The following is a 13863-nucleotide window of genomic DNA, read 5'->3' as shown; positions in this document are numbered from 1 at the left end:
CTGCGTCTAATCAATAAATCATCAGGACGACGTGAGCGAGCAGACAGAGGTGAATGATGGAAGCTCTCTGGCAAGACATACGCTATGCGGCGCGGCTGCTCGTAAAGAGCCCCGCCTGGACGGCGCTGGCCGTCATCGCGCTCGCCTTAGGCATCGGCGCGAATACGGCGATCTTCAGCCTGGTCAACGCCGTGCTGCTGCGACCGCTTGCCGGGGTCGAAGCGTCCGATCAGCTCGTCGCCTTCGAGCGCCTTCAGGGAGGCCGCGCGTATGACAGCTTCGGCTACCCGGACTATCTCGACTATCGCAACCAGAGTGACACCTTTTCGGGGCTGGCGGCGCACGTCGGCACGCCGTTGAGCTTCGCCGGCAACACCACCGAGCGACTGCGCGGCGATGTCGTCACCGGCAATTACTTTTCGGTGCTGGGGGCGCGTCCGGCGCTGGGCCGCTTGCTGCAATCGGAAGATGACGAGGCCGAAGGCGCGCACCCGGTCGCCGTCATCAGTCACGGCCTGTGGCGGCGCGCTTTCGGCTCTGACCCGTCGGCCGTCGGACAGACCATCAAGCTCAACGGCCATGACTTCACGGTCGTCGGCGTCGCCCGTGAAGAGTTCAGCGGCACGGTAACCGGCATGTCGTTCGATGTCTGGCTGCCGATGGCCATGCAGCCGCAAGCCATCCCGCGAATGTCTGCCGGCGTTCTTCGAGACCGCAGCGCCGGCTGGATCGCCATCTTCGGCAGGCTGAAGGGCGGGGTCACGCTCGAACAGGCGCAGGCAGAGATTGCGACCATCGCCGGTCAGCTCGCGCAGGCTTATCCTGAAACCAACAAGACGCGCGGCGCGGCGCTGATCGCAGGGCTGGGGCTGACGGCTTCGGACCGCGAGGATTTCCGCCGCTTCCTCGGATTGCTGTTTGCCGCCGTCGCGCTCCTGCTGCTGATCGCCTGCGGCAACGTCGCCAGCCTGCTGATGGTGCGTGCCACTTCGCGGCGGCGCGAGATCGCCGTCAGATTGGCTCTGGGAGCCAATCGCAGCCGCCTGGTCAGGCAACTGCTGACCGAAGGCGTGATGCTGTCGCTGCTCGCCGGGGGGTGCGGGTTGTTGCTGGCGCGCTGGCTGGCCGATGTGATTCTCGCGTTCCAACAACCGGCATATGGCTTGCGCGGGCTGGCCATCGAGATGGACCTCAAAGTGATGGGGTTCACGCTCGCCCTGTCGCTGCTGACCGGCATTCTCTTCGCGCTCGCGCCGGCGCTGCAAGCTTCAAAGCCTGACCTGGTGACGTCGCTGAAAGATGGCGCGCCCGCCGGCGGCTTTCATAAGTCGCGCGTGCAGAGCGCACTTGTCGCTTTCCAGGTCGGCTTCTCGGTCGTCCTCTTGATCGGCGCGGCCCTGGCGGTGCGCACCATGCAGCAGATCGTCGCCATAGACAGGGGCTTCGACACCGATCATCGGTTATTGATGTCGCTCGATCTCAGCATACAGGGATATAACGCCGAGGCCGGCTGCGCCTTCTATGAGCAGCTCATCAAACAGCTCGACGCAACGCCCGGCGTGGTCACCGCGAGCTTTGCCAAGACGGTGCCGCCCAATGATTGGAGCGACCGCATGGCGATCTTTTATGAAGGCCAGGAGCCGCCGCCGGAAGCTTTGCGCGGCAGCGAAGAGATCGGCATGCGGACCGACGCCAACCGTATCGCGCCGCGCTACTTCAGCACGCTGAACATCCCCGTGCTTCAAGGCCGCGATTTCAGCGAAGCCGACCGCGTCGGGGCGCCCGCCGTCGCCATCGTCAATCAGGCGCTCGCCGAAAAACTCTGGCCCGGAGAAAGTCCCCTCGGCAAGCGCATCGCCGCGCCTTTCTTCAATGAGCCGCGCCGCCCGCCTCTTGAAATCGTTGGCCTCGTCGGCAATACTAGGCACCGCACACTGCTTGCCGACGCGCCGCCGATTCTGTACCTGCCTGTGCTACAGGCTTACGATGGGCGGACGACGCTGGTCATCCAGACGGCCGGCGAGCCAGCGGCGATGACCGAAACGATTCGCAATGCCGTCGCCCGCGTCGCCAAAGACCTGCCGCTCTTTGCGGTCAAGACGATGACCGAGCAGGTCGCGACGACGCTCTGGCAGCAGCGCATGGCCGCCAGCCTGATCGGCTTGTTCGGAGGGCTGGCGCTGGCGCTCGCAGGCGTTGGCCTGTATGGCGTCATCGCGCATTCGGTGACCGCGCGCACCCGCGAGATCGGCATCCGTATGGCTCTGGGAGCCGATTACAGGGAGATCGTCCGCATGGTCGTCAAACAAGGATTGAAGCTCGCCTTAATCGGCGCGGCGGTTGGCCTCGTGGCCGCGCTCGGCTTAACGCGGCTGATGTCGAGCCTGCTTTACGGCGTGAGCGCCACCGACCCGCCGGCTTTCATTGTTGCCTCGGCGGCGCTGATCGCGGTGGCCTTGCTGGCCAGCTACATCCCTGCGCGCCGCGCCACGCGGGTTGACCCGATGATCGCGCTCCGGCACGAATGAAGGAGGCAGGAGGCAGGAAGCAGGAGGCAGGTAATTCGGATGGCTGCCTTCGTATGGATGACAATGTTCGGGCAATACGCTTTGCTTTTGACTGCTTCCTGCCTCCTGCTTCCTGCCTCCTTCACCGCGTGGTACATTCAATGCAGGATGTGGCGTCAAGGAAAACCGATTCGTCATGCACTGCTCGGAGCGCGCTGGCCGACGGCTGAAGAGGCAGCACGGGCGCGCCTGTTCTCGCCCATCACGGTCGGCAGCGTCCGGCTCGAAAGCCGCACCTGGGTCCCGGCGATGGTGCCTTGGCGCGCGACCGAAGACGGACTGGTGACCGCCAACGTCCTCGCCTGGTACAGGCGCTTTGCCGAGGGACAACCGGGGGCGATTGTCGTCGAAGCCACAGGCATCCGCGACATCGCCAGCGGCCCGCTGCTCAGGATCGGCCATGACCGCTTCATTCCCGGCCTGCGCGAGCTGGTCGAAACCGTGCGCCGCGCCAGCCACGGCCACACACGCCTGTTCATCCAGATCATCGATTTCCTCGCCGTCAAGCGCCGCCCGCAAAAAGAAAAATTCTTCGCCCGCTTCCTCGCCGTGACAGACCATCATCGGGATGCGCTTGCGGAAGTGACCGGCGATACGCACTGGCTCGCCGCTGACGAATCCGCGATTCGCCGCCTGCTCACCGATGCGCCCGGCGAGTTGATCGAGCGGGTTCTCGACGAGCGCGAGCTGGAATCGTTGCGCTATGGTTACCGCGAGCGCGTCACCGACATGGATTTGCCGCACATCCGCGAGCTGCCCGATGTGCTGCCCGATATCTTTGCCGCCGCCGCCACACGCGCCCGCGAAGCCGGCTTTGATGGCGTCGAGCTACATTACGCGCACGCTTACACGATGGCGTCGTTTCTGAGCGCCACCAACACGCGCCCGGACGGCTACGGCGGGCGGCGCGAAAACCGCGTGCGCTTGCCGCTCGAAGTCTACGGCGCGGTGCGCGAGCGAGTCGGGGCGGATTATTGTGTCGGCGTGCGCTTTCTCGGCGATGAAGTGATTCACGGCGGCAGTCATCTTGAGGATGCGGTCTACTTCGGCACAGAGTTCGCGCGCTGTGGCTTTGATTACCTTTCGGTTTCGAAGGGCGGCAAGTTCGATGACGCCCGGCAGCCGAAGGTCGGTCACGCGGTCTACCCTTACACGGGGCCGAGCGGCTACGAGTGCATGCCGACGGTGTGGTCAGATGTGCGCGGCCCGTTCGGTCGCAACGTCCCGCTGGCTGCAACGATCAGACATGCCGTGCGCGCCGCCGGCTGCCGCACGCCCATCGTCACGTCGGGCGGCATCGCGACCTTTGAGCAGGCCGAACAGATTCTGGAAAACGGCGAGGCCGATATTATCGCCGCGGCGCGGCAGTCGTTGGCCGACCCGGACTGGTTCTTGAAAATCAAGCTAGGGCGCGGCGACGAGGTGCGCCGCTGCGAGTTTACCAACTACTGCGAAGGGCTGGACCAGATGCACAAGCAGGTGACGTGCAAATTGTGGGACAGGTTACAAACGGGCGAGCCGGGCGCGGCGCTGAGCGACGACGGACGCCGCCGCCTGCTTGCGCCGCGCTGGCAGGATGCCCCCGAAGAATGATCGCCGTCAGCTTGCCAGGCGTTTCAGACCGCGATAAGCCGGATAGCTCGCCGCCAGCAAGATGATGCTGTAGAAAGTCGTCGAGCTAAGAAAAGCCCGCCAGCTTGCGGCGCGGCTGATGTCGGTCGCTGCCGAGCTGGCTAAGAAAGCCAGCGAGCCGACCAGCGAGATGGCCGTCGTCACCGGGTAGCCCCATGCTTTGTAAGGCCGCTCGCGCTCGGGCTCGCGCCGGCGCAACGCGAAGACCGCCGCAAACGAGACGGCATAGCTGACAACGAAAAAGATGGCCAGCACCGAGATGATGCGCTCAAAGATTTGCCGCGCGTTTTCAAAGCTGCCGCCGATGATAAACAGCCCGGCGACCGCGGTGCCGGCCAGCAGCGCGAGCGTCGGTGTGCCGCCCTGATTGACACGGACGATTCGGCTCGACACCAGCCCGTCGCGGCTCATGGCGAAGATGACGCGCGAGGCCATCAACTGGCAGGCATTGATGGCGCTCAACATCGAGAGGATGGTCAGCGCGCGGATCACCGTATCGCCATACTGCCCGAAGATGGCCGTGGCGGCTGAGCCGACCGCGAGGTCAGCGCCGGCGAAGGCGGGGATGGGCAAGACGTAGAGAAGCGCGAGATTCACCAGCATGTAAATGGCGATGATTGCCAGCACGCCGCCGAACAACGCACGCGGCACGTCACGCGCCGGGTCGCGCACTTCTTCGGAGAAATAGATAATGCCCGTCCAGCCGTCGTAGGTATAGATCACCGCTTGCAGCGCCAGGACGAAGGCAAGAAAAAGCGATTCACTGGCCGGGGCGGTGGCGCTTTGCTCAGGCGCGGGCGCGACGCTATTGCCGCCGAGCGCAAAGCAAGCGACGACGAGCGCGATGAAGGCCAGCGCCTTGAGCAGGCTCGTCACATTCTGAACATGGCTGCCCCAGCGCACGCCGCGCCATTGCAGCACCGCGAACGCCACGACGATGGCAAGCGCGATGGCAACCGTGCGACCGGCGAGCAGCGGAAACAACACGCCGAGGTATTCGGCAATGACTACCGAGATGGCCGCGCTCGTGCCGCAAGTCGAAATCCAATCGCTCCAGCCGACAACGAATCCCACATAATCGCCGAACGTATGCTGCGCGAAGACATACTGGCCGCCGGACTTCGGCAGCATGGTGCCAAGCTCGGCTATCGAGATCGCTCCCAACAGCGCGTAGAGGCCGCCGACAATCCAGACGCTCAGAAAGAGCCAGGTCGTCGGCAGGTGGCCGGCGACTTCGCCGGGCGTTCGCAGGATGCCCGCGCCAATGGTGTTGCCGATGATGACGGCGAGGCCGAAGCCGACGCCCAGGATGCGCAGCAAGCGCCCGCGTGGCCCGGCCGGCGCAGAGCTTAGTCCATCCGATGTTGATTGCAAATGAGACCGCCGAGGAAAAGAGTTGTGTAAACCGGGCGCGATTATACACGACGAGCGCCCCGCGGGCTACAGCAACGGCAATAGTTGACGAATAAAACCGGCAAGGTTGCCGGCGCAGAGGTCGGCGCGGCGGTTCAACCTCATCAGCCCTTTGAAAGCCCGCGGCTTTACGAGCGCCGCCTGAATGACTCGGCGAGGGCTGACGCGCCCGTCGCGGCCGCGGCAACGGTTGAAGTCAACCGGCAGGTCTTCGTCAAACGTGTCGCTTATGGCGCGGACGATCAAGTAAGGCATCTGTAATTCATCGCACACGGCGGCAACCGCCAGCGATTCCATATCAACCCATGCGACTTCGCTCACCGCGAAGGCTTCAGCCAGTCGCCGCTTGCCCGTCGCTTTGCAGACAATCTCGTCAACCGTGACGGCGGTGCCGATGCGAACATTGCCCAGGTGTGCGGCGGTTTGAAAAAGCGGCGAGCGGCTGGCATCAACCCGGCGATCAGGCCCGCGCACTTCATGGGCAATCATCAAGTCGCCCGCCTGCAACGATGGCGAGAGCGCGCCGCCGAGGCCGACGTTGATGACGGCGCGCGCCCGCTGCGCGCTGAGCCAGGCGCGCAACGCGCGTTCGGCGTTGCGCGGCCCTTCGCCGGTGTCGAGCAATGCAAGCTCGCTCAGGCGGTCGCGCGCGATAACCGCCATCTCGCGCTTGAGCGCCGCGACGACCAGCACCGGCGGGCGGCTCTCGGTCGCACCGCTAATTTGGCTTCCCCCTTCAGCGCGTGACGTAGCCATGTTCTTTGAACCAATCAACCGCGCGCTTGAGCGCATCGGCAATCGGGCTTTGCGGCAAGCCCAGCTCGCGCACCGCCTTTGAAGAATCGAACCACATGCGGTGGCGTGACATCTTGACGCTTTCAATGGGCACGTCCGGGGCGCGGCGGGCGACGTTGATGGCCCAGAAGTTTTCCAGCCGCGCATAACTTTCAGCGACCCAGTGCGGCACCTGCATTCGTGGCGACGGCATATCGGTCACAGCGGCGAGCGCATCGAACATCTCTTTCAGCGTCAGGTTGGTGCCGCCGAGAATGTAACGCTCACCGACGCGCCCGCGCCCGGCGGCCAGGATGTGACCCTCGGCGCAATCGCGCACGTCAATCAGGTTCATGCCGGTGTCAACGTAGCCGAACATTTTGCCTTTGAGAAAGTCAACGATGATCTTACCCGTTGGCGTCGGCTTGATGTCGAGCTCACCGACGGGCGTCGAAGGATTGACGATGACCACGGGCAGACCGCGCGCCGCCCAACCTCGGACTTCTTCTTCCGCGAGAAACTTGCTGCGTTTGTAGTGACCGATCATGTCTTCGAGCGCCACCGGCGTTTCTTCGCTGGCGGGCGTGCCGTTGTCGTTGAGCCCAAGCGCGCCGACGGTGCTGGTATAGACGACGCGCTCAATGCCTTCGTCAAAGGCCGCCTGCATGACATGGCGCGAGCCGTTGACGTTGCTCTCGTACATCTCGCGCGGGTCAGCGCACCACAGCCGGTAATCAGCGGCGCAGTGATAGACGACGCTCACGCCGCGCACCGCCTGCTTGATCGACTCCACATCGCGGAGGTCGCCGGTAGCGAATTCGACCGGCAAGTCTTTGAGGTTATCCAGGCGGCTCGCGGCGCGCACCAGGCAGCGCACCTCCGCATTGCGCGCCAGCAAGCGCCGCACGAGATGCGAGCCGACAAACCCTGTTCCGCCAGTGACCAGTGCCTTCATTCGCGTTCGTTCACTTGAGTCGCCAATCGCCAAAGGCTTACGCCCTTCATCATCTCAGCCTGCCCAGCAGCCACGACTTCAGGATGCCCGGATTGGCAGCGTCCGTGGCGAAGTATTCCTGGATGAGCTGGTCATATAGTTGTTGGCGCTCCGGGGCGCGGAGCGGGCTGGCGAAGGGCATCTGGCCGCCTGTGACGTACGAACGGATGACGGCCTGATCCATCGGCCAGTTGAGCGCGCCGAGACCCTCCGGTTGATGGCAAGCGGCACAGCTCATCGCCTGCCCCGCGGCAGTGTGGGCAATGGCTTCGCCGAAGCGCTGTTGGCGACTCAGCCCTGACGCCGCGCCGAGTCCGGGGCCAAGCTTTCGCCCATCAAGATAGCCGGCAAATCGCGGCGAGCCGTAACTTCTAAATCGCCGGTTGACGGCCAGCACTGCCGGCTGCTCGTCTGCCGTCACGCTGCCCGCCTGCGGGAAGATCGGCAGGACGCCGCTCTTGTGGCAGCTCGCGCAGTTGTCATCGCCATAGCCCAGCTCCCAACGGCCTTTGATCGTGATCGAGCCATCGCGGCGATAGATTCTGTAATAGTCTTTGAAGTAGGTATCGAAGGTGCCATCCGCATGCGCGACCGCCGAGATGACCGAGAGATTGCGAATGCGCGGGCGCGCCTTCGGGTCGGTGACACCGAATTGCACCCATTTCTCCGGCACGCCCGCCGCCGCGTTTCCCGGCACGACGATCAGCAGCCGCCTGAAACTGTCATCGTTGTCGGGCGTCCCCAGATGCCGTGATGTGTAACTGAAGAAGATGAGCCGCTCGGCGGGCTCTCTGGTGGCGTTGAGCCGCCGCAGAAATGACTTGGCCTGCTCAAGCGTCTCGTAGCGGCTCACGGCGCGCAAGAAGCTTTGCGCCATCAGCAGGTCGGGGACTTGCACGTACTGGCGCGTCTCGGCGAAGTACTGCCGGTCGGGCACGACAAAGCCAAGCTCATGGCCGGGCTGTTGATCGAGAGCGGCGGTTTCAATGTATTCGACAAATTCGCGATAGCGGCTGATGAAGCCTGCGTCCTGGGCGAGCTTGCGGCGGCGGATAGTCGCGGCAATCGAGTTGAGCAGTTTTTCATAAGCCGGCAGGGCGTCGTCGCTATCGTAGGCGGCGCGTGCGGCGCGGACGAGCGCATCAACTTTTGTCCCCACCCATGCGTCCGGGTCGGGCTGCGACCGCGGACGCGGGTAGGTGTAAGTGATACCGCCAAAGAACAGGAGACAAATTGCAATTGTGCGCAGACGGGCACTCATCCGTATGCCGCCTTTCGCCGCGGCTCAACCGGCCAGGTTCCACACCGCCATGCGCACCAGGTCGCGCGGACTGCGGCGCAGCTCGAACATCGCCGACGCCTCAAATCCGCTGTGCATCATGCAGTTCTGGCAGAGCCGGTCTTCGCGCGATTCCCAGTACGGCCAGTCGACGCTGTTCCAGAACTCGTCCCAGGTCGGGTAATACTTAACGCCGATCAAATAGCAGGGCCCCTTCCAGCCGCGCGGCGTGCGCGTCACCGTGCTCCACGGCGAGCATTTGTAGTCGCGCATGCCGGCAGTAAATTCCAGGTACATCGGCGTGCTCATTAGACGGTACCGCTTCGATAGCTCAAGGACGTGTTTGAACTTCGTCTGAATCTCTTGCCGCGAGAGAAAGATGTCCGTATCAACCGATTCGTAGTGATAGCCCGGCGAGATCATCATGCCGTCAACGCCGAGATCGGTCATCAGCTCGCATAGCTCTTCCATCTCCTGCATCTCGGTTTCGCGGAAGACCGTCGTGTTGGTCGTCACGTGATAGCCGAGCGCCTTGGCCTGCTTGATCATCTCGATGGCTTTGTCAAAGACACCTTTGCGGTCGCAGACCATATCATGCGTCGCTTTCATGCCGTCGAGGTGAACGTTGAGCGTCAGCCGCTTGTGCGGCGCAATCTTGCCAAAGACTTTGGTGTCTAAGAGCAGCGCGTTGGTGCAAAGATAGATGTGGCGCTTGCGCTCGATGATGCCTTCGACCAGTTGCTTCAACTCAGGGTAGATGGTCGGCTCGCCGCCGCACAGCGACACAATGGGCGCTTGCGACTCGTCAACGGCTTTGAGGCAGTCGTCGAGCGCCATGCGGTCTTCGAGCTTGCCGGTGTGGCGCTCGATGGCGCAGCCGATGCAGGCGAGGTTGCAGGTGTAGAGCGGCTCAAGCATCAGCACCATCGGGTAACGTTTGTTGCCCCGTGCGCCTTGCTTGATCTGATGGCGTATCGCGTCGGTCGTAATGTGTAACGGAAATCGCATCACTGTCACCTATAGAGTTTAAAGCTAGCCCCGAAAATATCGTCTGGCGTACATGCCGAGCGCCAGCAGCGGGAAGTAGACCGCGTAGAGATGGTAGCGCAGGTAGAAGACCGTCGGGAAGCCTGTGCCGGTCCAGTGCGCGTCCTGCCACGAGCCGTCCTGGCGCTGCGCTCTGAGCAAGTATTCGACGCCGCGGTGCAGCCCGTCGCTGTCGTCGCCGGTCGCCATCAATCCCATCAGCGCCCAGGCGGTCTGCGACGGCGTGCTCGCGCCCTGCCCCTTTAGCGATGAATCGTCGTAGGTATTCGGCGATTCGCCCCAGCCGCCATCCTCGTTCTGAATCGAGCGCAACCATGCGCCGGCGGCCTGATAGCGCGGCTCCCACATATCTTCGCCGATGGCTTGCAAGCCGGTCAGCGCCAGCCACGTGCCGTAGATGTAATTCACGCCCCAGCGACCGAACCAGGTGCCGTCGCGCTCCTGCTCTTTCGCCAGATAAGCCATCGCCCGCTGCACGACCGGGTGATCGATCTTAAAGCCGAGGTTGGCCAGCGTCTCAAGGCCGCGGCCGGTGATGTCCGCCGTCGAAGGATCGATCATGGCGTTATGGTCGGCGAAGGGAATCTGCGTCAAGAACTGCTCGTCGCAATCCTTGTCAAACGACGCCCAGCCGCCATCTTTGTTCTGCATGGTGAGCAGCCACTTCAAGGCGCGCTCCATCGCTTGTTGCTTGCGGCGCTCGCGCCCGGCGTCGGGGAAGCGGACTTTGCTCAAGCTCGTCAACACCTGAAAGGTGTCGTCTATGTCCGGGTAGAATTCGTTGGCGTATTCAAAGTACCAGCCGCCCGGCTCGCCTTCGGGGTTCTTCACCTTCCAGTCGCCGACCTCTTTGACCTCTTTCGCAAGCATCCACTCGGCGGCTTTGACGACGTCGGGATGATCGGCGGGCATGCCCGATTCGATCATGGCGTTTAGGGCCAGCGCCGTATCCCACACAGGCGAATAGCAGGGCGCAACCCGCAGCGTGTCGCCCTCTTCGATTTCCAGCTTCTCAAGCTCGCGAATCTGCCCGGCGGTCACCGGATGATCATTCTTGTAGCCGAGGCAGCGCAGGGCGATGATCGAGTTGATGATGGGCGGGAAGATGGCGCCGATGCCGTCGCTCTTTTCAAAGTGGTCGAGCATCCACTGCTCGCATGCCTTCAGCGCCTTGTCCCGCGACGGCTGCCAGCCGCGCCGCTCGATCAGCTTCAAGGTCGCGTCGGTCGTCTTGAAGAAGGTCTTCCAGAAGCCGCGCCGCGCGTTGGTCGTCGGCGGGTTGTCGAGCATCAGCTCGCTGATGTTGGCGCTTTCGGGCACGGCGCACGAAGGCTTCATGGCCCAGATGATGGCCAGCGGCACGACGATGCCGCGCGACCACGAAGACATTTCATAAAGGTTGATCGGCGCCGACAGCGGCAGCAGAATAATTTCCGGCGGCACCGCCGGGCAGCGCTCCCAGGGGTACTGACCGAAGATGGCCAGATAGATGCGCGTGAAGCTGTTAGTGGCATCCAGACCGCCGAGCCGGCGAATCACTTCGCGCGCCCGCCGCATGTGCGGCGCGTCAGGCGAATCGCCCAGCAGCTTCAAAACGAAGTAGGCTTTTGCAGAGGCGCTGACTTCGGCAGGGCCGCCTTCGTAGATGCCCCAGCCGCCCGTGGGCAGTTGTTTCTGGCGAATATAGTTGGCGGCTTTGCGCACTCGTTCGGAATCCATGCGGCCAATGAAGTGCATCGTCAGGATGTACTCGGATTCGAGAATCGTGTCGCCTTCAAGCTCGCCGCACCAGTGGCCGTCCGTGTTCTGTATCTGCAAGAAATATTGTTGTGCCCACTTGATCGCGCGGCGCACGTCGGGTTCCAGGCTGCGATCAGCCAGCGCCGTTTTTACTTGATACTGTCTTGACATGGGGCTACCAATCCTTTCAAAGTCCAATTCCCTAGCTTGCCCAACGTTCGTCATTTCAGATTTGGATCAGGGGTACGTGTTAACCGGGAAAGAATACTATAACAGGCGGTGGCTTGGCCATTGCCAACCGGCCAGCATTAAACGGCCATCCGGCGTCACGCGACGGTGATTTTACGCGCGCCGCGCCGCGCCGGATTTACCGCGCGCCGTCAAGCTGCACCAGCAGCCGTTCCGGGTGCAAGACTTCTTGCGGCAGAGCGAAATGGACGTTCTCATCGCCGCCCGACTGTTCTTCATAGTCGCTGGCGCCGAGGCCGCGCAGGTGCTCCAGCACGCGAATGACCAGCTCTTCCGGGGCCGACGCGCCGGCGGTCACGCCGACGATTTCGGCGTCCGCAAGCCAGGCGGGATTGATCTCGGTCTCGTCATTTACCAGGTAAGCCGGGGTGCCGCCGACGACCGCGACTTCGCGCAGGCGCTGCGAGTTCGAGCTGTTCTGCGAGCCGACGACCAGCAGCACATCAACCCGCGCGGCCATCTCCTTGACGGCGTTCTGGCGGTTCTGGGTCGCGTAGCAAATGTCGTCCTTGGGCGGCGATTGCAGCCTGGGGAATTTGCGCTTGAGCGCCTGGACGATCTCTGCCACGTCATCCAGCGACAGCGTCGTCTGCGTGATGTAGATCACGCGGTCGGGGTTCGCGACCTCAAGCCGCTCGACATCGGCGACCGAGCTGACCAGTTGCATGGGCGCTTCGCCCATGGTGCCTTCGACCTCTTCGTGGCCGGGGTGGCCGATCAGCACCAGCGAGTAGCCGTCACGCGCAAAGCGGATGGCTTCCAGATGCACCTTGGTCACCAGCGGGCAGGTGGCGTCAATGATGCGCAGGTTTTTGTCTTCGGCCAATTGCACCATCGCCGGCGCGACGCCGTGCGCGCTGAAGACGCAGACCGCGCCGTTGGGCACTTCTTCGAGGCTGTCAACAAAGACCACCGCGCGTTTGCTCAAGTTATCAACGACGTAGCGGTTGTGAACGATTTCATGGAAGACATAAATCGGCGGAGGGAAGAAATCGAGCGCGCGCTCGACGATGTCAATGGCGCGCACCACGCCGGCGCAGAATCCGCGCGGTTTTGCCAGCACTACTTTCTTAATCGCCATGCGATAATCCTTCGATAAACAAGCTGCCGACCTGGGGCCGGAAGACAACGATGAAGTCGCCATTACGTTTAACAGCGGGATTATAGCAACCGGGCGGGATGACTGCCAGTTTGCCGCGCCGTGTAGGAGGGACGCGGCGGCACGGCGACGCGGAGACGCGGCGGCACGGCGACGCGGCGACGCGGAGAAAGGAAGACAAGCAGTCAGTCTCTCTGTCTTTCCCTCGCCGCGTCCCCGCGTCGTCTTTTGCTTAGCGCAGCCGCAGCAGCGGGTCACCAAGCAGTGTCCAGCTCTTGATGACCGCTTCGTCCTGCGCGATAGCCTTGGCGCGCATGATGGCTTCGCCTATCGTCAAGCGCTGATCGGTTTTGGCGGCACTGGCGCTGAAGAGTTGCCGAATCATTTCTTGATCCACTAACTCCTGTGCCCCGGCAACCGTCTGCGCCGACGAAGCCCAGACGGCAATCGCGCCGCCGCGCTCTGACAGCAAGAGGCTTTCGCCGAGGCTGTTGCTGCGCGGGTCATTGAACAAGCCGTTTAAGCAGGTCATCGAGACGACCACCGGCAGCGCCTGTTGATTCGTCAGCAGCCCGACGCTGTCATTCGTCAGCAGGTTGCCGCGCCAGACGCTTGCCGAGCCGTGCCCGGCATAGTTGACCAGCTTCGGCCCGCGATTGATCGCATCGATGATCGCGCGGTTCGCCGTCACGTCATCCATGCGGCTGCGGAAAACCTCTTGCACCGGAGTTTCCGCCGGCAGCGACAGTTCGACCGCCTGACTTGCGACCTCAAAGTCATACTCTGCCGCCAGGTCTGCGACTAACAGAACGCCGCTGGTTGGCATCCCTTGTTCATAGCTGATGATCTTGTCAACCATCGCTTGCGCCTGCTGAAGCGTCCGCACCGGCAGCCGCCCCACCGCTACATCCGCCAGCCCATCCCCATCGACATCCCCCAGCCAGTCATCCGTCGCCGTCTCGAACGTGTTCGTCCACATCACCTTCGTCGGCACCAGATCGTTCTCGCCCAACCCCAGATAGTTCTTCCCGTCATAGCTCGCATCTCCCACCAGCAGCACCCACCGCGG

General features: G+C 63.0%; 10 protein-coding genes. 2 read left to right on the top strand and 8 right to left on the bottom strand.

Going from position 1 to position 13863, the window contains the following annotated elements; genetic code table 11:
• The first annotated feature begins 53 nt into the window (after window positions 1-53).
• Window positions 54-2528, top strand: a complete 2475-nt coding sequence (locus VJ464_11100) for an ABC transporter permease (GenBank protein ID HKQ05671.1) — start codon at window positions 54-56, stop codon at window positions 2526-2528.
• Window positions 2529-2675: 147 nt separating this feature from the next.
• Window positions 2676-4160 carry an NADH:flavin oxidoreductase gene (locus VJ464_11095; GenBank protein HKQ05670.1) on the top strand — a complete coding sequence of 495 codons (1485 nt, stop codon included), beginning with the start codon at window positions 2676-2678 and terminating at the stop codon, window positions 4158-4160.
• A 6-nt stretch (window positions 4161-4166) separates the two neighbouring features.
• Here the strand turns inward: VJ464_11095 and VJ464_11090 are convergent, their stop codons facing one another.
• The 8 genes from VJ464_11090 to VJ464_11055 all read right to left on the bottom strand — a co-directional run.
• On the bottom strand, window positions 4167-5573 hold the full coding sequence (locus VJ464_11090; GenBank protein HKQ05669.1) for an APC family permease: 1407 nt from the start codon (window positions 5571-5573) through the stop codon (window positions 4167-4169).
• Window positions 5574-5639: 66 nt separating this feature from the next.
• Entirely contained in the window at window positions 5640-6368 is a 729-nt protein-coding gene (locus VJ464_11085) for a hypothetical protein (GenBank protein ID HKQ05668.1), read from the bottom strand.
• Entirely contained in the window at window positions 6349-7341 is a 993-nt protein-coding gene (gene hpnA / locus VJ464_11080; protein HKQ05667.1) for a hopanoid-associated sugar epimerase, read from the bottom strand. Before hpnA ends, VJ464_11085 begins: the two co-directional genes overlap by 20 nt.
• A 49-nt stretch (window positions 7342-7390) precedes the next feature.
• Window positions 7391-8641 (bottom strand): hypothetical protein, encoded by a 1251-nt coding sequence (locus VJ464_11075; GenBank protein HKQ05666.1) that lies wholly within the window; start codon window positions 8639-8641, stop codon window positions 7391-7393.
• A gap of 24 nt (window positions 8642-8665) precedes the next feature.
• Window positions 8666-9667, bottom strand: a complete 1002-nt coding sequence (hpnH, locus tag VJ464_11070; protein ID HKQ05665.1) for an adenosyl-hopene transferase HpnH — start codon at window positions 9665-9667, stop codon at window positions 8666-8668.
• 24 nt (window positions 9668-9691) lie between these two features.
• Window positions 9692-11617 (bottom strand): squalene--hopene cyclase, encoded by a 1926-nt coding sequence (gene shc, locus VJ464_11065; protein HKQ05664.1) that lies wholly within the window; start codon window positions 11615-11617, stop codon window positions 9692-9694.
• A 196-nt stretch (window positions 11618-11813) separates the two neighbouring features.
• A complete protein-coding gene (gene ispH / locus VJ464_11060) occupies window positions 11814-12776 on the bottom strand; it encodes a 4-hydroxy-3-methylbut-2-enyl diphosphate reductase (GenBank protein ID HKQ05663.1) in 963 nt (320 codons plus the stop codon).
• A 250-nt stretch (window positions 12777-13026) separates the two neighbouring features.
• A partial coding sequence (locus VJ464_11055) for a C25 family cysteine peptidase (GenBank protein HKQ05662.1) occupies window positions 13027-13863 on the bottom strand: 837 nt, incomplete at its 5' end.

The sequence above is a fragment of the Blastocatellia bacterium genome (genome assembly GCA_035275065.1).
Lineage (GTDB): Bacteria > Acidobacteriota > Blastocatellia > UBA7656 > UBA7656 > DATENM01.
This window is presented reverse-complemented; position numbering and strand designations above follow the sequence as displayed.

Excerpts from the sequence above, each read along its gene's own strand:
- VJ464_11100 (HKQ05671.1), top strand. The coding sequence starts at position 54 with ATGATGGAAGCTCTCTGGCAAGACATACGCTATGCGGCGCGGCTGCTC.
- VJ464_11095 (HKQ05670.1), top strand. The coding sequence starts at position 2,676 with ATGTGGCGTCAAGGAAAACCGATTCGTCATGCACTGCTCGGAGCGCGC.
- VJ464_11085 (HKQ05668.1), bottom strand. The coding sequence starts at position 6,368 with ATGGCTACGTCACGCGCTGAAGGGGGAAGCCAAATTAGCGGTGCGACC.
- hpnA (HKQ05667.1), bottom strand. The coding sequence starts at position 7,341 with ATGAAGGCACTGGTCACTGGCGGAACAGGGTTTGTCGGCTCGCATCTC.
- VJ464_11075 (HKQ05666.1), bottom strand. The coding sequence starts at position 8,641 with ATGAGTGCCCGTCTGCGCACAATTGCAATTTGTCTCCTGTTCTTTGGC.
- hpnH (HKQ05665.1), bottom strand. The coding sequence starts at position 9,667 with ATGCGATTTCCGTTACACATTACGACCGACGCGATACGCCATCAGATC.
- shc (HKQ05664.1), bottom strand. The coding sequence starts at position 11,617 with ATGTCAAGACAGTATCAAGTAAAAACGGCGCTGGCTGATCGCAGCCTG.
- ispH (HKQ05663.1), bottom strand. The coding sequence starts at position 12,776 with ATGGCGATTAAGAAAGTAGTGCTGGCAAAACCGCGCGGATTCTGCGCC.